Raw genomic sequence first — 16514 nt, 5'->3', positions numbered from 1 at the left:
TAAAATATTTAATATCTGATGCTCTGTAAATCGGCTGCGTTTCATCGTTTCTCCTCCTCTTGCCTATTATGCCGGAGAAACTCTAGTTTTAAATGGTGCTATTTTACGGGAGGGTTACAATGTGCCATCTTCTTGGAAGAATATCCAATCGCACCATATTCACCAACTGGTTGCCCATTGGAAAAGCAGCAAAATGCGCGCCGGTACAATTATAAATCACATGACTATCGTCAGGCATTATCTAAATAGCATTGGCTGTTTCATTTCAGAAATAGATAATAAATCTTTGCAACTTAAAAAAACCACCAAAAGCCGTAAAAGGAAACTGAAAATTAATCACGACCATTGGCAATCATGGGAGAATCCAATCCCGCGTCTCATCATGGCATTACAAACAGAATTTGGACTTACCTTTCAAGAAGCCATTTATATAAAACCAGAAATTAATATCCAATCAGACAGTGTTTGGATAACCAGAAACATTGCTTTTAATTCCTTGGACAGAACTATTCCAATTAGATTTGAAATGCAAAAAACCATTCTTGATGAAGTCAAAAATATAACTCGTGGTAAATCCATCGCTGAATTTAATGATTATGAGGACACAAGGATTGCATGGCGAAAGGCTTTAAAAAAATATGCCTTACCAATTAATAAAGCATACCGTTATCTCTACGCAAAACATATGGCTCAATACCTTTTACCCATATTGGGAAAATACGAAACTTATTGGGTTATTCGCGATGAAATGGGCATCAAATCTCGAGATTCTCTTTGGAGATACCTAAATGAGTAAATCCAAACTTAAAAATGCTCAGTATTCCATCAATGAATGTATTAAGGAAATCCAAAACTACTCCCATGCCAGTCGAGCTGATATGAAACACATGCTGAATCGCTGCGTCAAAGATTTGCACGAGCTGGGCTATATGGTCACCCACATCAAAGGATTAAAACCGAAGCATATATACATCTTGGTTGAACACTGGAAAGCCCAGAATAAAAATCCTGCAACAATAAAAAATTACATGGCAAAATTACGAAAAGTAGCCTCAGTGCTAAACAAACCGGAACTCGTTAAACAGGACAACGACAGCTATCAAATCAATAGACGAAGTTATGTTCCTCAGTACAATAAAGCGATTAACAATGTTGATTTTTCCAAATGCATTGATCCAATGATCCGCTTATCCTTGGAGGCTCAATCTCTTTTTGGTCTCCGCCGTGAAGAGTCAATGAAAATAGTACTCAGTGATGCATGGCAAGGAGACAAATTAGTTATAAAGCCTAGCTGGACAAAAGGGGGGATTGGGCGCGATATTAAATTAACGAATGAGAAACAACGATTATGGTTACTCAATGCCCTCAAACAAATTCCTGCCAAACAATCGCTCATACCAAAAGAAAAAACCTACAAAAGTCACCTAGCTCAGTATCATAGAGTTATAGAAAAAATGAGCTTAAATAAATGCCATGGACTGCGTCATGCTTATGCTCAGAGAAGATATCATGAAATTACAAAATTCTATGACAAAACTGGCAAAGGGCTTATATGCCCAATACAAGGTGGTAAGGTTTATAAAGAGCTTAGTTCCCTTGAAAAATATTGGGATAGGACTGCAAGGGAGCTAATTAGCCAGGAACTGGGGCATTCTAGGCTCAGTATTACTAAAACCTACTTAGGATAGTTGTTCAATATGAGCAATTATCACCCTTATCGCCTCCTCAGGAGAACATTGGGTGGTATCAATACATAGAGTTGCAGAGTCCCATTTTTCATAGTCCCGCATTTTGACCTCATCCCAAGTAGGTAATTTATGTCCTTGTATGTCGGAAACCCTAGTTTCAATTCTTTTTTGGTGCTCTACAAGATCTGAACAGATAATTTCAACTTCCAAGGATTTAATACCAATAGAATTAGCAATTTCACGCCAATCATTTCGGGTGATTTCTATAGGGTTTACTGAGTCGGCAACGACACTGAGTCCCAGTTGTAAATTTTCCTTTGCTACAGCATAGCTAATCAAATAGCCTTCTGGTCCAATAAGACCTTTTTTGGAATTTTTTATTGTTTGCTCTATAGTATCAACACGTAAATAAACTGCTTTTAATATTTTAGCAATTTCCTTTGAAATGGTTGTTTTTCCTGTCCCAGGAAGTCCCCCAAAAACTATTAACAAAGGGTCATTCATCTTGCTTTAATTCCATATTCTTTCTTTTGTTATGAATCTAAAATAGTATCACACTTCTATATTATCAGTGGTGTTAATCATGCAGGTCATCAGCACTTCTCGTCTAATTCTTAGACCATGGAAAGAAGACGATAAGATTCCCTTTTTTAAGATTAATCAAGACAATAACGTTCTTAAGTTTTTACCTGGACCAATGACGGAGGAACAAATAATAATTTTTATGCAGTATCAAAATTTACAATTAGAAAACCGAAAGTACACGCTATGGGCAGTAGAATTACAAGAAATTGGCGAACTAATAGGCTTTATAGGTCTCAATTATTTTGATAAACCTGCACACTTTTCCCCAGCTATAGAAATTGGCTGGCGTCTAGGCTCTCAATACTGGGGACATGGCTATGCAACAGAAGGAGCTTTGGCATGTCTTGATTATGGGTTTAATCAGCTTGGAATCAATGAAATAGTTGCATTTACAGTACCAGATAATTTACGTTCACGAAAAGTCATGGAAAAAATTGATATGGTACAGGACGTTGAGGGTTCTTTTGCCCATCCTAAACTTCCAATGAGTCATCGACTATCAAAACATGTCTTATATCGAATACATAGAAAGTAATAATTTTCATTTACGTTCATTTAATATCAACAAGAAAAAATACTTGAATCCCACTACTTGCCTGATATTCTGAAAGCAACACAACTGATGAGCCAGCGAAATTCCGGCGAAACCATACGGTCTTGTGATATGCCATCTTGTTCCCTAATTCCATGGCAGAGCGTTAGCAGGGAAATTCCACTAGGAAATACTTTTTACGATTTATCTCCGAGGAGTGCTTTGAACACACATCATTAATAACCAGGTAAAAATCAATTAAAGTTCTTTGAACTTTTTGCATAACCCAATGGGATTTAATAGTCCCTTTGGGGCTAATTCTCCCTATATTTTAAGGAGCGTACTATGCGTCATCAGGAAAAAACACAACTGGATATTGAACATTTACTGTTTGAACTGAGTTGTTGCGTGAATAATTTAAGCCGCTATCGGCTTAATCTTAATTACGACGACATTCAGCAGGCAGAATTAAGTTTAAATAAACTGGAATTAATCATCTCGTTTGTTAAACAAGCCAAAAAATCGGCTGAACAACATAGAGTACTTACTCGTTATATGTTGAAAACAATAGAATGAACATTTCTTAATATAACCCAGTGCGGGAGTAACTTCCCGCTGGGATTGCTCCCTAATTAGGAGATAATCCCATGGATAACCCTTCAATTTACGTTGCTTGTTTAGCATCTTATAACAATGCCATTTTACATGGCGTTTGGATAGATGCTTTGCTAAGTGAAGACGAAATTATGGAACAAATTTGGAACATGCTCGATTGCAGCTCTGAACCAAATGCAGAAGAATTTGCTATTCATGATTATGAAGGCTTTGGCAATATCAGAATTCATGAGTTTGAGGCAATTTCTAATATAGTGGAGTACGCTTCATTTATTGAAGAACACGGGCAATTGGGTCTAGCTCTTCTTGAAGAGTATTCAATAGACGATGCGCAAACGATGCTAGAGGAAAATTATCAGGGTTGTTATTTTTCTGAGATTGATTTTGCCAGTCAATTATTTGATGAATGCTACGCACATCAACTTCCAGAGCAGTTGAGTCGGTATTTTGATTATGAAGCTTTTGCCTCTGATCTATTTATTAACGATTATTGTTCAGTTGAAGTTAATGGGCAAACGCATATTTTTTCGTGTTACCTTTAATTGAGCCCCTTTTTGGGGCTTTATCAGCAAAAAGTATCATTCCTTGCTGGTCTATCTAAAAAGAGAAGACTACAGAGCAACATTGCAAAACATTGTTGAGGTAAAAGACAAATAAGAAATATATCTCAGGAAAAAATAAGAAGGGCTGGTCATGTGTCGCCAACCCTTATACTGATAGCAAGTCCAACCCTCGCTTGCAAGGAGTTTAGCAAAGACTAATTTCTTTAATCAAGGAATTCTCAAACTAATTTCTCTAAATTAACCCCATCAAAATTTAATTGTTAAAATTAAATGATAACCCGGCATTAGTTATCTTACTGCTTCAGCATTACCTTCAAAAAAAATTGTGAGTCAAGTCTGTTTTTTTAAAATTTATTTCAATAGAATGTTAATGCAAATTTAAATTTATTTATTTTTCCCTTTGTGGATAATTTTTTGCTCAGCTCTCCATTTTTTTCTTTTAAAATCTCCTAAAATCACATGAACCCCTGTAAATACAAGGGTATTAGGCTCTATTTTTTAAACTCCAAAAAATTCTTATCCACAATTTCTGTGGGTAACTCTGTGAGTAGAGTACGAAAAACCTTAAAAAATAACCTTTTCAATGAATGAATAAGGTTTTAACAATTTGCAGAGTTAGAAAATTAATTCTTATATTTTGCCAACGTACTCACTGGAGTCATAAAGTTTTTTTAAGACAAAAAAAATTTTTAATATTTTTTATTTAAAATTCCAAATAGTTAAATAAAAAATCGCTTTTAAGGACGTTTACCCCCGTTTACGAAATAAATTTTATTGCCTATGATAAATGTACATTTATCAAAATGAGTTAATTATGCACGGTGGTAAAAGAGCAGGCGCGGGTCGTCCAAGAGGAAGCAATCCTTACGGCGAATCGACAAAACCTATTCGAGTTCCAGTCTCAAAAGTTAGTGAAATAAAAAGATTACTCAATGATAATTTCTTATCTTTAGAGCTGCCTCTTTATTCCAATAAAGTCAGTGCAGGATTTCCCTCCCCTGCTGATGATTACATAGAATGTCGTCTTGATTTAAATAACCACTTAATACAACATCCAGCCGCTACTTTTTTTGTGCGTGCCAGTGGAGACTCCATGATAGATGCGGGCATTCATTCAAATGACATGCTCATTGTCGATAGAAGCTTAAAACCCACTCACGGAAAAATTGTAATTGCCGCAATTAATGGAGAGCTCACGGTCAAACGTTTGTCTATTCAAGAAGGTCGTGTGCAGCTCCTCCCTGCCAACAAAAAATACTTACCTATTGATATTACCGATGAACAAGACATGGTGATTTGGGGAGTAGTCACATTTGTTATTCATGATGCAGGCTAGACATGTTTGCCTTAATTGATTGCAATAATTTTTATGCAAGCTGCGAACGCTTGTTTCGTCCCGATTTGCGCAATAAACCCGTTATTGTTTTATCAAACAACGACGGCTGCGTAATTGCACTATCAAACGAGGCAAAAAAATTGGGTATTAAAATGGGGGTACCCTATTTCGAAGTTAAACAATTTTGTCGTGAATATAATGTACAAGTCTTCTCATCTAATTATACGCTTTATGGTGACTTGTCAGAGCGCGTTATGCGAGTTATTGAAGAAAATTGGCCACATACAGAAATTTATTCTATTGACGAGGCTTTTTTAAATTTAACAGGATTAAAATCTCGGGAGGCTTTTAGCTTTTGTGAAGACTTACAAAAGAAAATTTTTAAGTTTACTGGAATCCCTGTATCTATCGGTATCGGTAAAACTAAAACGCTTTCAAAGATTGCGAATCGCATTGCTAAAAAAATATTACAAACTCCCCTATTTGATGTGACAGACCAATATTTCTGGCTAGAAAAAATAGAGGTTGGGGATATTTGGGGTGTCGGCAGACAATGGGAGCGAAAATTGCGTAATTTTGGAGTACAAACCGCAGCCGATTTAACAAAGCTTAACCTTTCATTTGTAAGAAAAAATTTTAATGTGGTACTGCAAAGAACCGTGATGGAATTAAATGGGATTCCTTGTCTTGAACTGGAAGTGCCAGAGCCTAAACAATCTATTATCTCTTCATGCTCTTTCGGTGGTGTGCAAAATAATTATTTATTTGTGAGAGAAGCCATTAGTCATCATTGTGCAACAGCCTGGGCAAAAATGCGAGATGAAGGACTTTTAGCACAGCATTTATCAGTTTTTATTCGCTCCAACCCTTTTCGTGAAGATTTAAAACAATACTCCAACATGGTTGGTTTTAGATTGGTAAACCCTACAGACGACATACGAGTTTTAACTAAAATGGCTAAATTTTGTTTAAAGAAAATTTATAGATCAGAAATCTATTATCATAAATCAGGCGTCATACTTGCCGATTTGATTGACAAAAAATATCGACAAGTGGATTTATTTAATCAACCAGAGAATAGCACGCTTCTGCAAACCGAAACCTTAATGAATCTGATGGATACCATTAATGAAAAATACGGCTCGCGCACCATAAGACTCGCAGCTGAGGGTTTTAGAAAACAATGGAGCATGAGAAGAGAGTTAAAATCTCCAAATTACACAACACAGTGGCTGGAATTGCCGACTGTGTATGTTCGTTAACCATATAGCTAATTAAGCCTCTTTGGGGCTGATATCAGCTTACAAAAAAGATTAATCATTTCCATTTGTTCAATGTTTTTCGCTTCTGCCTCTAAAAGCGAAGGACTATATACTACAATTGCTAAACATTTGGCTCGAGAAATTGCAACATTTATGCGGTTTTTATCAAATAAAAAATTGATTCCACGTGGGGACTCATTAGCATCGCTTGCACACATGCTTAAGAAAACGATAGGTGCTTCTTGCCCTTGAAATTTGTCTACACTTCCTACTTTAGCTTGTTGCCCTAAAGCTTGTTGTAATTTATTAACTTGGTGATTATACGGAGCCACAAATAACATGTCCTCCCAAGTGATTAATTTCTTTTCATTATTATCAATGTATTCCCGGTTTATTAATTCATGGGTTAGAAAATGAATTTCCTCAACCTCCTCATCGCTTGCTTGTAAATTTCCATCATGCTCTACCGGAACCGTAATTATTCCGGCTTCAATATTTAATATACCTTGGTAATTAGCAGGCATTTTAATAAAACGTTTGTCATTTTCTGATGCTGATTCCAATTTGCTTTCATAAATAGCTTCACTGATAAACTCATTAATTTTAGAGTGCATTCGATAAGTGGTGCCCAAAAATATTCCCCGATTTTCGGGTATGGTTGGTGTGTGGTGTAAGAGATAATCAAGAATGGAGCAGCCGCTTTCCTCTGGATGACTCCCTTGGCATGGCTGCGCCAATTGCATTTGGTCTCCCATAATAATAATGTTTTTAGTGGATTGACTCATTGCAATAAGATTAGCCACACTGACCTGCCCTGCTTCATCTACAAATAGGTAATCAAACGCTTCTTCTAATTCATTTCTTGAAAAACCCCATGCTGTGGTGCCAATAACGCATGCGGGTTGAATATGTTCAATAATCTCCTTATTCTCGATAATTTCTATGGAAAGCGCTTGTATTTTTTTGTCATTATTTGAAGCACAAGCAAAATATCCTTTTATACCTTCTTTTAAACAGTACTCTACCGTGCAACAAAGTAAATGATTAATGGCTTTGTGACTGTTTGAAGTAATACCTACCTTTTTCCCTAATCTTACTAATTCTGCAATGATGTGCTTTGCGGTATAAGTTTTCCCTGAACCTGGAGGTCCTTGAATAGGAAGATAGCTATGGTCCAAGTTTTTAACCACCTGAATGATTTCTTCTAATCTCTTTTTAGGATTGTGACTCGGTGCAATCACATCCCCTGGGTTGATATTTCTAACCCTGGGAAAATCGCGTTTTAAAAAATCATAAATAGCGCATTTATTTAACTCATCTTTCTCAAATTTGAGTGCTTGTTTATAAATTGCTTGCGGGATAGGGTCAGGATTAACAAAATCATCTGGGATCAATGTAATGGGTTCGCTAATTTCCTCCTTCATTTTCAAGGCAATTAAACCTTCTTTTAAATTACTTCCTTCTTTATATAAAGTTACTTTTAAACTCTTACCATCTTCAGTTTCCTTACCTAATACTCGATAACTATCTGCTTTTCCTTTAAATTCTTGATTAGGGTCAAATGCATATTCAAAAACATAAAGACGTGAGCGTTTGCTTGGCAAATAAGGCGCCGTTGTAGTGCGTTTACAAAAAGCCAGACAATCAATATCGTCAAAGAGCTCTTCTTCACTTTTATCTAGGCGATCAAAAATCTTCCAAAAGGTGGGCTTAATTTCCCGGCGGTGAAACTCAAGACACCAAGCGAAAAGCCTTGAAATTGCTGCTTCTTCAATCTCTTTGCGAAAATACAAATCTTCTGATTTTTTTAATAAACGATCTCTTAAAGCAATGACCTCATTTGTTTCTTCTTTTTCTTCCGGTTCCAAGATTTCTGTTTTACCAAGGTATGAGATCCCTGCTTCTTTTTGTCTCTCTCTCAACCACTGCACTAACTCTTGCGTAGAATTACAATCATCAATATTGTAATCTCGGATTGCCTTTAAGATTTGGGATGTCTTCCAGTCATGTCCGTCTGGGTTCTCACGCCATTGTTCATAAACTGCAACAGAATCTCCTCCACTTGTGACTGTGGTGTCACGTTGACGACGATAAAGATGTTCAACATTCTTAATAGAATAACGAGGCTCACCAATTAGTAAGGCCGTTTTAACAATTTTATACAAATCAACAAAGACTTCGTTACGCAAAAGCTGATCTACTTCATACTCACAAATGCCATAACGACCCATTAGACGGCGACAAACGCTTACTTCATAAGGTCCATAATGGTAGATATGCATACTTGGGTCATCCAGCCAACGCTGATAAACCCAATGAATAAAGGCCTCACAGCACTTTTTTTCGTCCTCTGAATGATGCGCCCAAAAATCTTTATATTGACGAATTCTCTTATCATCAAAGTAAGTAACACCCCATAAATACTCTAATCCCCCTTCAAATAAAGGGTCCCCTTCAATATCAAAGAATACATCATTTGGAGAAAATGGGGGTAACAGAGCAAGCCCTATTTTACTTCCTTCTTCATGGGGTAAAATTTCATATTGCGGTACTTCTTTGCCTTTACTTGCATTTTGAATCTTTGCTTGAGCAATAAGCTTTTGTATTACATCCTGGCTTATTCCTCTGATTTCTTTTTTCTCTGACGCTGTTAAATCTTTAGTTGTGGTGATGCCATTTTTATATAATTTTTTTATCTGGGTACGTTTTATATTCGCAATCAGAGTTAAATGATCCGATTCTTTTTGTAATTCTTTTGCATAATTGCTCCACTTTCCATAGTTGTATGAAGTGAGTAAATCAGGTTTTTTGTTAACATCAAACTCGGCATGAAATTGTAGAAATCGCTTTTTTTGGATTAAATAGTAGTCAAAATAATCAGTAGTCCGTAAGCGGTAATCTTCCCCTGTCCCTATAGAAACTACGAAATTATCGGGTCTTCTCCCTTGAATTTGCTCTAACATTTCAGCATAGCAGCAAAGCTGCATGATAAATGAGGTTTTAACACTTCGTGCAAGTTTGGTATCCCATATTTCATAGAAATAGTTTCCAAATCTACTTTGCCCTTCTTTTTTGATTAAAAAATCGGCTCGTCCTCTAAAGGGCAATGCTTCCAAGGGAGGCTGATAAATAACATCTGCACCGGACTCCATTGCATTTATAGTATCTTTTATGAAATTGGTTTCTACTAGTCTAACAATACTTAGGCTTGCTTCTTCAAATTGTAAAAGTTTCCCCAGCTCATGCTCCAGTCCCTCATGCTTTAAAGCTGCAAATAGGGAATCCTCCTCATCTGGATCGGGTGCCAAATCGGGATGCACTAAAGCTAAATGATCCATCCATGATGCAAATGGACTGCTGACAAACAAGACAAGATCTGAGGGAGAAAAGACAATGCTTTCATCTTTAAGATACATTATTCTTTCTTTTTATTATTCTGATGTATAAGTATGACTCTACTTATTAGAAACATCAAAAGTAAAGAAAGTGTACCCCAAAGTGTACCCAAGAATTATAAAAGAGTTGAAAAATTTCTGATTGGCCTTGATTCTACTGGTGCCGTTGCGCGGAATCGAACCGCGGGCCTATTGATTACGAAACTTTATTATACCGATATCAAACAATATCATTTAATTTCAAAAATAGCAAAAAACCCTTTATTTATAAGAAATAATTGAGTTTTAGCAATTCAATTAGTATCATTTGATAATATACCTATACATAAATTTTGGTACCAAAAATGGTACCAAAATAAAAAGGACTGTGTAGATGAAATTTATCGATAGCTATATTAAAAATCTCGCGCCAGAGACCACCTGGTTTGAAAAAATAGAATCTTCTGGATTAGGTATTAGAGTAATGCCAAGTGGTAATAAATCTTGGTTTTACCGTTTTAGTATGAATGGTAAACGTCAAAAAATGACCTTAGGAAAATATCCAGCTATTAGTTTAAAACAGGCTCGTGAATATCTTGCTAAAGCGCAAAGTTTAAAAGAGCAAGGTATAAACCCTATAGAAAATACCAAGCTAGAAAAATTAAAAGAAGACAATACCTTTTCAAAATTAATACAGTCTTGGTACGAAAATTATGCCGTTAAAAATAGAAAGCAACCACGCCCTATCAAATATCAGATTGACTCAGAAATAATTCCTCTACTAGGCGATACTGTACTTGATAAGTTACAAACCAAAGATATTACAATCGCCCTTGACAAAATAGTACAACGAGGAGCGCCAATTCATGCGAATCGCATTCTCAGCACTATTAAACAAGTTCTAAACTATGCAGTGAGTCGTGGTTATATTCAATATAATCCAGCTACCAATATACGATCACGTGATATCGGTGGTATTGAAAAGCCCAGGGAGCGGGTACTATCGCCCGAAGAAATAAGAATAATATGGAAATTCCTTGAAAGCGATAAAAGCCAAATGTCTGAATCAGCCAGGTTAGCAATTAAAGTTATTATACTTACTGGTGTTAGAACAGGTGAAATCCGACTGGCACAATGGCATCAATTTGATTTTGAGCAATCTTTATGGACTATTCCTCCCGAGCATTCAAAAGGAGGAATAACTGTAAAAATACACTTGAGTGAACTTACAAAAAAATTACTACTTCAGTTTAAAGAACAATCTGTCTCCCCTTTTGTAATTCCAGGCATAACAATCGATGTTCCTATGTCCAAAGATGCCCTTCCACGCGCAATTAAAAGAATTCAGAATCGGGTGGGAATTCCTGAATGGACTGCCCATGACTTAAGAAGAACCTTTGCGACACAATTGGGTGAGTCACTAAATATTGATCCCGTGGTGATAGAAAAATGTCTTGGCCACAAAATGCCTCGTATTATGGCTACTTATAATAAAAATGAGATGCTACCCCAACGCAAAGAGGCATTGGATTCCTGGGCAAACCATATTGCAAGATTAATCTCATCAAAGGATTGAAAAAATCATATGAACTGCTCTATAATTAACTTAACACAACCGCCACGCCTAGAGGATGTTAGTCCTTGCGTAACCTTGGCGGTTTTTTTTATGCGTATTGCTATGAATAATCCTCTCATTAAATATCTAAAGCCAGCCCTGAGTTTCCAAGATCAACTGGAAAAACTTCAAGCAAAAGGGCTTATTATAAATAATTGGCCTTCAGCCCTGCAAAGCCTTTCTAATACCAACTATTATCGGCTTAGTGCCTACTGTTTACCCTTTAAACGTTCAGATACAACAGGAAATATCACCGAACAATTTCAAGATAATGTTACATTTGAAAATGTCATAGATCTCTATGAGTTTGATCGTAAACTAAGATTGTTAGTAATGGATGGATTAGAGCGAATTGAAATTTCAGTAAGAACCAGTATTGCTTATCACCTTGCTCATAGTTATGGACCATTTGCTTTGTCGAATCCTCAAAATTTCCATCAGCAATTTGAACATAATACCTGGTTAGCACAAATTAATAACGAGATAGAGCGTTCCAGAGAGTACTTTATTGAGCATTATAAAAATAAATATCTGGGCTATCCTAACTTACCAATATGGATGGCAATAGAGGTTTTATCCTTTGGTGCATTGTCGGTCTTATTTAAAGGGCTTAAAAATGAAGACAAAAGGATAATTGCTGAGGGTTATAAGTTACATCCAAAAACTTTAGCCAATTGGCTATACTTTCTAACTTATGTAAGAAATATATGTGCTCATCATAGCCGCCTTTGGAATAAAGATTTAGCCATTAAACCCAAAATTGATGGGATTAATGAACTTTGGCTACCTCCTATTACACCAAGAAATGATCGCTCATATATTATCTTGTTGATCATCAGAAAATTACTAACCACTGCGGGTAATGGCATAGATTGGGCAATATCATCCGAGAAACTTATTCAGCCTATTATTGAAAAATATGATTGGGCGCATGAAAGCATGGGAATTCCAAGGAGCTGGTTAGATCATCCATTGTGGAAAGAAGTTCAATAGCCCACATAATATGGGCTATTATGCTAAGATAATCGCATGTTTTGTTGAATCCAATGATTAACTGTCTCAGAGTGCCATGCCAGTGTTGTGCCATTTAGTTTAACTGGTTGTGGAAATTTTCCGCTAGTCCACCAACGCCTTAATGTCAAACGGTTACGACCAAGAAGCTCCTCTAAATCAGTAATAAACAAAATCTGTTTTGGCATTTTATTATCAGAAAACTGCATCTTAAAGCCTCCTAATGCATGTCAGCTGGAGAAAGCTTCTCAGCTTTCTGCTCTCGTTTAATTTCCATATCGATAAACACAATGAATAATTTCAGCAAATTTAGCTCTACACTTCTATTTTGAGGCAATCGGTTATGGTGATAAATCAATTGCAAATATGCAATTGGTGAGTTAGATAAGTTAGCAATTCGCTGCAACGGATAGTTAGTTGCATCTAGCAAATACTGGATAATCCCCTTGTAAATACCTATTTTATTATTATGGGACATGAAAAATACTCCTGTAAATCATGTGTACTAAAGTCCAATTCACGTCAAATTAACATTTAGCATCATTTGACGAAACTTATATTAAAACAATATTAATTTTATTATCAATATGTGTTTTAAAGAAATTTATATTAAGATACAATATGATATTGAATGATATCGTTTTATATGATAATTTTTTTATGACGTTCGATTACAAGGATAATTTTATGAGTAAGGGACCCTATCAATCGTTTGCTAACCGCTTGATTAGCGCCCTCAAAGATAGAGGATATACGGCCTCTCGCTCGCCAAATGGGATCTGTATTAAAACCCTGGCTGAGTTTACTGGTGCCTCTGAACAAATCTGCCGCCGTTATATACGAGGAGATGCTTTACCAGACTATGAAAAAGTCAAACAACTGGCTTTCCATCTTCAAGTAAACCCAGGCTGGTTACTATTTGGGGAAGACGAAAATGCAACAACGAAGAAGAATGAAGTCGATGAAAAATTGCTTCATTACATCTTGAAACAAAGCCATCATTTATACCCTATCTCTCAGGGAAGTAATGACGATTACGCCGATTTTGTGTTAGGATTGATCAAAGAAGTCAAAGCAATTGACACTTCGGAAAATAATTTACTAAAAATCATTGACTTGGCCATTGGTTCAATTTCTTCTTATGAAGAAAAGAGAAAAAAGCACAGTCATGCAGTTTAAAAAACTTGTAGATATGGATGTAACAGCTGTGGAAGTAAAGCTTCACCCCAAAGCCAAGGAATTTCTGTTTGAACACTTTGTCACAATACGCAGGGTGTTTTCAGATGTACTAGGGCAAGTAGAAACTGACTATGCTTCTATTGCCCTTATTAACCAGGCAGGACAGATCTTTTTCATATCCTCGAACCCAGCCATAGAGCAAAATTTAATTGAGCAAAGTCTCTGGCTATTTGACGGTTGCTATCAACCAGAATTCCTCAGCCAGGATCAACCGAAATTATGGAGCGAACTACCACATATAGGCTGCACAGAATCAATTGTAAAATACAAACAAATAAAACCTAGACTTATAACAGGTATCTCCATCCCCACTGAATATGATTCTTATAAAGCTATCTTTTCATTTGGATTAAAACGGATAAATCCATATATCCAGAACAAAAGCTCGATTCATTGCGAAAAACTGTTAGCCATGGGCAAATTTGCGTTAAGGCGAATTCAAGAGTATTTAATTTTCCCTGACAAACAGCCCTGCATGACGACAAAACCCAAACTGACATTAATCATCAACAATCAGGTGCCCCATGAACACACTCCTTGATAAAAACAACCCTATTTTAAGACAAACCGCTGATCCAATTTCTGAATCAGAATTTGGTAGCAGTTGGTTAAAAGAGCTTATTAAGACTATGTTTGGCATAATGGCTGACAAGGGGGCTGTAGGCGTAGCTGCCCCCCAAATTGGCATCAGCAAACGAGTTATTGTATTTGGTACTGATTACACCAAAAGGAGAAAACCAGAATACCCAATTCCTGATACAGCCTTAATTAATCCTTCATTAAAAATCCTATCTCAAGAAATTCAAACTGGCTACGAGGGTTGCCTTAATTGTGGTGAATTAATGGGTGAAGTTCCAAGAGCCATGGAAATTGAATATTCAGGGTTTGACATAGATGGAAATAGAATTACCAAAAAAGCTTCCGGTTTAGAAGCCCGCATTCTTCAACATGAAATTGATCACCTGGATGGATTTTTATTTTTAGACCGAGTGGAAGATCAAGATTCACTAACCACTCTATCGGCAATGCAAAGTAAAGGATAATCGCATGAAGCACCAAACCCGAATCATTCTGGCAGGTACACTGGGTAATTTAATTGAATCCTTTGACATGGCTATTTGTGGCCTACTCTCAGTTTACATTGCCAAATACCTGATTGGTGATGTCTCCAAGGGTTTGTTTCTCGTCTTTCTTACTTTCTTTGCTGGATACCTAGCCAGACCTATTGGGGCTATGATAATGGGCTTACTATCCGATATCTATGGCAGAAAAATTATCCTTGCAGGTTCTATCCTAACAATGGGCATATCAACAACCCTTATCGGGTTTATCCCCCCTCACAGTACTATAGGTACATTTTCTGCTATTACCTTATTAGTGTTAAGAATTATTCAGAGCTTCTCCTGTGGTGCAGAATATTTAAACTCCTCTGCTTACCTAGTTGAGAATGCCGAAGCCTCAAAAAAGGGCTACTCAGGAAGCTGGGCATCCTTTGGCGCTATGTCAGGGATGCTGATAGCGTCTTTAGTTGTATTGATTGTTACTTATTTTACCAGTCACTATCCTGAACAGGACTGGATGATCTGGCGTGTTCCTTTTGTGCTTGCGCTTTTAGGATCTTCGATTGGTTTATACATCCGTTTATGTATCCCCGAGAGTATGGAATACATCGTATACTATGCAGACAGACCAAAGCCTAAATTTAAGAGTTTACTTTCTGAATCGGTAACCTATATCAAAAACAATAAAATACAATCTCTTTATGTGTTTATTTTAAGTTGTTTGGGTGTAACAACTACATTTCAAATTTACATTTATGGTCCTATGCAAGCTCGTTTATATGGTAATTTTCAAAACCATGAAATTATCATTTCCAACATCATTTCTTTAATGGTACTTCTAGGAGTATTTCCTCTGATTGGGAATCTATCTGATAAAATTAGTAGAGAAAAAATCGTAGTTGCAGCAAGTATAGGATTTCTAGTTCTATCTCAACCTTTTTTCAACTTCTTATCGCACAAAATATTTTATCAGTTAATTTTGAGTCAAGCTTTAATTGCTATTCCAGCAGGAGCATATTATGCAACAGTACCAGTAATGTTAGCTGAAATGTTCCCGATTAAATTACGTTGTAGTGTTTTATCAATACTATATTCCATTGCAGCAAGTTTATCCGCTGGCCTCGCTCCATTACTTTCTATGATACTTGTAAAAAAAACCGGCGTTGCATCGTCACCATCAATTTTAGTTTTTACGCTAATAGCAACAATGTTTATAATAATAATTTACAGAACCATAAAACCTGAAAAGAGATGCTCTTTAACGACACTTAAAGGCTAAAATAATAACATCGCATGGCAATGTGCTTCGGATAAAAGTACCGCTCAGATTACTTAATGATAGTGTTGCAAAAATATTCCCAATAAATGAGGCAGATTCTAACTTTTAGGTGTATCAATTTTAACCTAAATGAATTTTCAGAAATTTAAACGGCTTATATCTAGAACCTAGATAGAAAATAACAACTCAGACTGTAAAGGTGTTAATCTCTGAAATGACGAGCTGATCCTACCTCGAAAAACCGGACACCCACTTTATGCAACCATGCCAAATTTGCTAGGGGTCTGAAACCCTAAAGTTGAATGGATGCGTTTGCGATTGTAAAACACCTCAATATAATCGAATAGAGCTAAT

Annotated in this window: 17 protein-coding genes and 1 pseudogene; 13 read left to right on the top strand and 5 right to left on the bottom strand. The window is 36.3% G+C overall.

Annotated elements, in window-relative coordinates; genetic code table 11:
* Nucleotides 1-118 precede the first annotated feature (118 nt).
* Nucleotides 119-796: pseudogene (locus ELY11_RS11280) on the top strand (integrase); the annotation flags it as partial.
* Nucleotides 789-1688 (top strand): phage integrase N-terminal domain-containing protein, encoded by a 900-nt coding sequence (locus ELY11_RS11275; protein ID WP_127033570.1) that lies wholly within the window; start codon nt 789-791, stop codon nt 1686-1688. The pseudogene ELY11_RS11280 and the gene ELY11_RS11275, both read left to right, overlap by 8 nt.
* Here the strand turns inward: ELY11_RS11275 and ELY11_RS11270 are convergent.
* Nucleotides 1680-2192 carry an AAA family ATPase gene (locus ELY11_RS11270; RefSeq protein ID WP_233579849.1) on the bottom strand — a complete coding sequence of 171 codons (513 nt, stop codon included), beginning with the start codon at nt 2190-2192 and terminating at the stop codon, nt 1680-1682. The genes ELY11_RS11275 and ELY11_RS11270 overlap by 9 nt on opposite strands.
* A gap of 79 nt (nt 2193-2271) precedes the next feature.
* Here ELY11_RS11270 and ELY11_RS11265 point away from each other — a divergent pair, with 79 nt between their 5' ends.
* From ELY11_RS11265 to ELY11_RS11245, 5 genes are all read left to right on the top strand, one after another.
* Nucleotides 2272-2808 carry a GNAT family N-acetyltransferase gene (locus ELY11_RS11265; protein ID WP_127033567.1) on the top strand — a complete coding sequence of 179 codons (537 nt, stop codon included), beginning with the start codon at nt 2272-2274 and terminating at the stop codon, nt 2806-2808.
* Nucleotides 2809-3150: 342 nt separating this feature from the next.
* On the top strand, nt 3151-3381 hold the full coding sequence (locus tag ELY11_RS11260) for a hypothetical protein (protein WP_127033564.1): 231 nt from the start codon (nt 3151-3153) through the stop codon (nt 3379-3381).
* A gap of 71 nt (nt 3382-3452) precedes the next feature.
* Nucleotides 3453-3962, top strand: coding sequence for an antirestriction protein ArdA (locus tag ELY11_RS11255; protein ID WP_127033561.1), 510 nt, complete (start codon nt 3453-3455; stop codon nt 3960-3962).
* Between the two features lie 835 nt (nt 3963-4797).
* Nucleotides 4798-5319, top strand: coding sequence for a LexA family protein (locus ELY11_RS11250; protein ID WP_233579848.1), 522 nt, complete (start codon nt 4798-4800; stop codon nt 5317-5319).
* A gap of 2 nt (nt 5320-5321) precedes the next feature.
* On the top strand, nt 5322-6581 hold the full coding sequence (locus ELY11_RS11245) for a Y-family DNA polymerase (RefSeq protein ID WP_127033555.1): 1260 nt from the start codon (nt 5322-5324) through the stop codon (nt 6579-6581).
* 8 nt (nt 6582-6589) lie between these two features.
* On the opposite strand, the gene ELY11_RS11240 is transcribed toward ELY11_RS11245, so the two are convergent.
* Nucleotides 6590-9997 carry a TM0106 family RecB-like putative nuclease gene (locus tag ELY11_RS11240; RefSeq protein ID WP_127033552.1) on the bottom strand — a complete coding sequence of 1136 codons (3408 nt, stop codon included), beginning with the start codon at nt 9995-9997 and terminating at the stop codon, nt 6590-6592.
* A gap of 352 nt (nt 9998-10349) precedes the next feature.
* On the opposite strand from ELY11_RS11240, the gene ELY11_RS11235 reads away from it, so the two are divergent.
* Both ELY11_RS11235 and ELY11_RS11230 read left to right on the top strand, forming a co-directional pair.
* Nucleotides 10350-11531 (top strand): tyrosine-type recombinase/integrase, encoded by a 1182-nt coding sequence (locus tag ELY11_RS11235; protein WP_010946805.1) that lies wholly within the window; start codon nt 10350-10352, stop codon nt 11529-11531.
* Nucleotides 11532-11621: 90 nt separating this feature from the next.
* Nucleotides 11622-12563 carry an Abi family protein gene (locus ELY11_RS11230; RefSeq protein ID WP_199741541.1) on the top strand — a complete coding sequence of 314 codons (942 nt, stop codon included), beginning with the start codon at nt 11622-11624 and terminating at the stop codon, nt 12561-12563.
* 23 nt (nt 12564-12586) lie between these two features.
* Here ELY11_RS11230 and ELY11_RS11225 read toward each other — a convergent pair whose 3' ends face one another.
* Both ELY11_RS11225 and ELY11_RS11220 read right to left on the bottom strand, forming a co-directional pair.
* Entirely contained in the window at nt 12587-12790 is a 204-nt protein-coding gene (locus ELY11_RS11225) for a helix-turn-helix transcriptional regulator (protein WP_010946803.1), read from the bottom strand.
* Nucleotides 12791-12801: 11 nt separating this feature from the next.
* Nucleotides 12802-13059 carry a hypothetical protein gene (locus ELY11_RS11220; protein WP_127033546.1) on the bottom strand — a complete coding sequence of 86 codons (258 nt, stop codon included), beginning with the start codon at nt 13057-13059 and terminating at the stop codon, nt 12802-12804.
* 209 nt (nt 13060-13268) lie between these two features.
* On the opposite strand from ELY11_RS11220, the gene ELY11_RS11215 reads away from it, so the two are divergent.
* From ELY11_RS11215 to ELY11_RS11200, 4 genes are read left to right on the top strand one after another with little or no spacing between them, the layout of a single operon-like run.
* The gene (locus ELY11_RS11215; RefSeq protein WP_013101377.1) at nt 13269-13760 is read left to right on the top strand and encodes a helix-turn-helix domain-containing protein; all 492 of its coding nucleotides are present in this window, start codon (nt 13269-13271) and stop codon (nt 13758-13760) included.
* Nucleotides 13750-14361, top strand: coding sequence for a hypothetical protein (locus ELY11_RS11210; protein WP_011946159.1), 612 nt, complete (start codon nt 13750-13752; stop codon nt 14359-14361). Before ELY11_RS11215 ends, ELY11_RS11210 begins: the two co-directional genes overlap by 11 nt.
* Nucleotides 14345-14863: a peptide deformylase gene (def, locus tag ELY11_RS11205; protein ID WP_010946799.1), complete on the top strand. Its 519-nt coding sequence runs from the start codon at nt 14345-14347 to the stop codon at nt 14861-14863. The genes ELY11_RS11210 and def overlap by 17 nt, the downstream gene beginning before the upstream one ends.
* A 4-nt stretch (nt 14864-14867) precedes the next feature.
* Nucleotides 14868-16160, top strand: coding sequence for an MFS transporter (locus ELY11_RS11200; RefSeq protein ID WP_010946798.1), 1293 nt, complete (start codon nt 14868-14870; stop codon nt 16158-16160).
* 254 nt (nt 16161-16414) lie between these two features.
* Here the strand turns inward: ELY11_RS11200 and ELY11_RS12830 are convergent.
* On the bottom strand, nt 16415-16514 hold a 100-nt coding region (locus ELY11_RS12830; protein WP_407656440.1), incomplete at its 5' end, for an IS3 family transposase.

The organism is Legionella septentrionalis, assembly GCF_003989745.1.
GTDB lineage: Bacteria > Pseudomonadota > Gammaproteobacteria > Legionellales > Legionellaceae > Legionella_A > Legionella_A septentrionalis.
The sequence above is the reverse complement of the archived record's forward strand: the minus strand, read 5'-3'. Positions and strand labels throughout refer to the sequence as shown.

What these genes read in the sequence shown, in the direction of transcription:
- ELY11_RS11275 (WP_127033570.1), top strand. Translation starts at nt 789, where the DNA reads ATGAGTAAATCCAAACTTAAAAATGCTCAGTATTCCATCAATGAATGT.
- ELY11_RS11270 (WP_233579849.1), bottom strand. Translation starts at nt 2,192, where the DNA reads ATGAATGACCCTTTGTTAATAGTTTTTGGGGGACTTCCTGGGACAGGA.
- ELY11_RS11265 (WP_127033567.1), top strand. Translation starts at nt 2,272, where the DNA reads ATGCAGGTCATCAGCACTTCTCGTCTAATTCTTAGACCATGGAAAGAA.
- ELY11_RS11260 (WP_127033564.1), top strand. Translation starts at nt 3,151, where the DNA reads ATGCGTCATCAGGAAAAAACACAACTGGATATTGAACATTTACTGTTT.
- ELY11_RS11255 (WP_127033561.1), top strand. Translation starts at nt 3,453, where the DNA reads ATGGATAACCCTTCAATTTACGTTGCTTGTTTAGCATCTTATAACAAT.
- ELY11_RS11250 (WP_233579848.1), top strand. Translation starts at nt 4,798, where the DNA reads ATGCACGGTGGTAAAAGAGCAGGCGCGGGTCGTCCAAGAGGAAGCAAT.
- ELY11_RS11245 (WP_127033555.1), top strand. Translation starts at nt 5,322, where the DNA reads ATGTTTGCCTTAATTGATTGCAATAATTTTTATGCAAGCTGCGAACGC.
- ELY11_RS11240 (WP_127033552.1), bottom strand. Translation starts at nt 9,997, where the DNA reads ATGTATCTTAAAGATGAAAGCATTGTCTTTTCTCCCTCAGATCTTGTC.
- ELY11_RS11235 (WP_010946805.1), top strand. Translation starts at nt 10,350, where the DNA reads ATGAAATTTATCGATAGCTATATTAAAAATCTCGCGCCAGAGACCACC.
- ELY11_RS11230 (WP_199741541.1), top strand. Translation starts at nt 11,622, where the DNA reads ATGCGTATTGCTATGAATAATCCTCTCATTAAATATCTAAAGCCAGCC.
- ELY11_RS11225 (WP_010946803.1), bottom strand. Translation starts at nt 12,790, where the DNA reads ATGCAGTTTTCTGATAATAAAATGCCAAAACAGATTTTGTTTATTACT.
- ELY11_RS11220 (WP_127033546.1), bottom strand. Translation starts at nt 13,059, where the DNA reads ATGTCCCATAATAATAAAATAGGTATTTACAAGGGGATTATCCAGTAT.
- ELY11_RS11215 (WP_013101377.1), top strand. Translation starts at nt 13,269, where the DNA reads ATGAGTAAGGGACCCTATCAATCGTTTGCTAACCGCTTGATTAGCGCC.
- ELY11_RS11210 (WP_011946159.1), top strand. Translation starts at nt 13,750, where the DNA reads ATGCAGTTTAAAAAACTTGTAGATATGGATGTAACAGCTGTGGAAGTA.
- def (WP_010946799.1), top strand. Translation starts at nt 14,345, where the DNA reads ATGAACACACTCCTTGATAAAAACAACCCTATTTTAAGACAAACCGCT.
- ELY11_RS11200 (WP_010946798.1), top strand. Translation starts at nt 14,868, where the DNA reads ATGAAGCACCAAACCCGAATCATTCTGGCAGGTACACTGGGTAATTTA.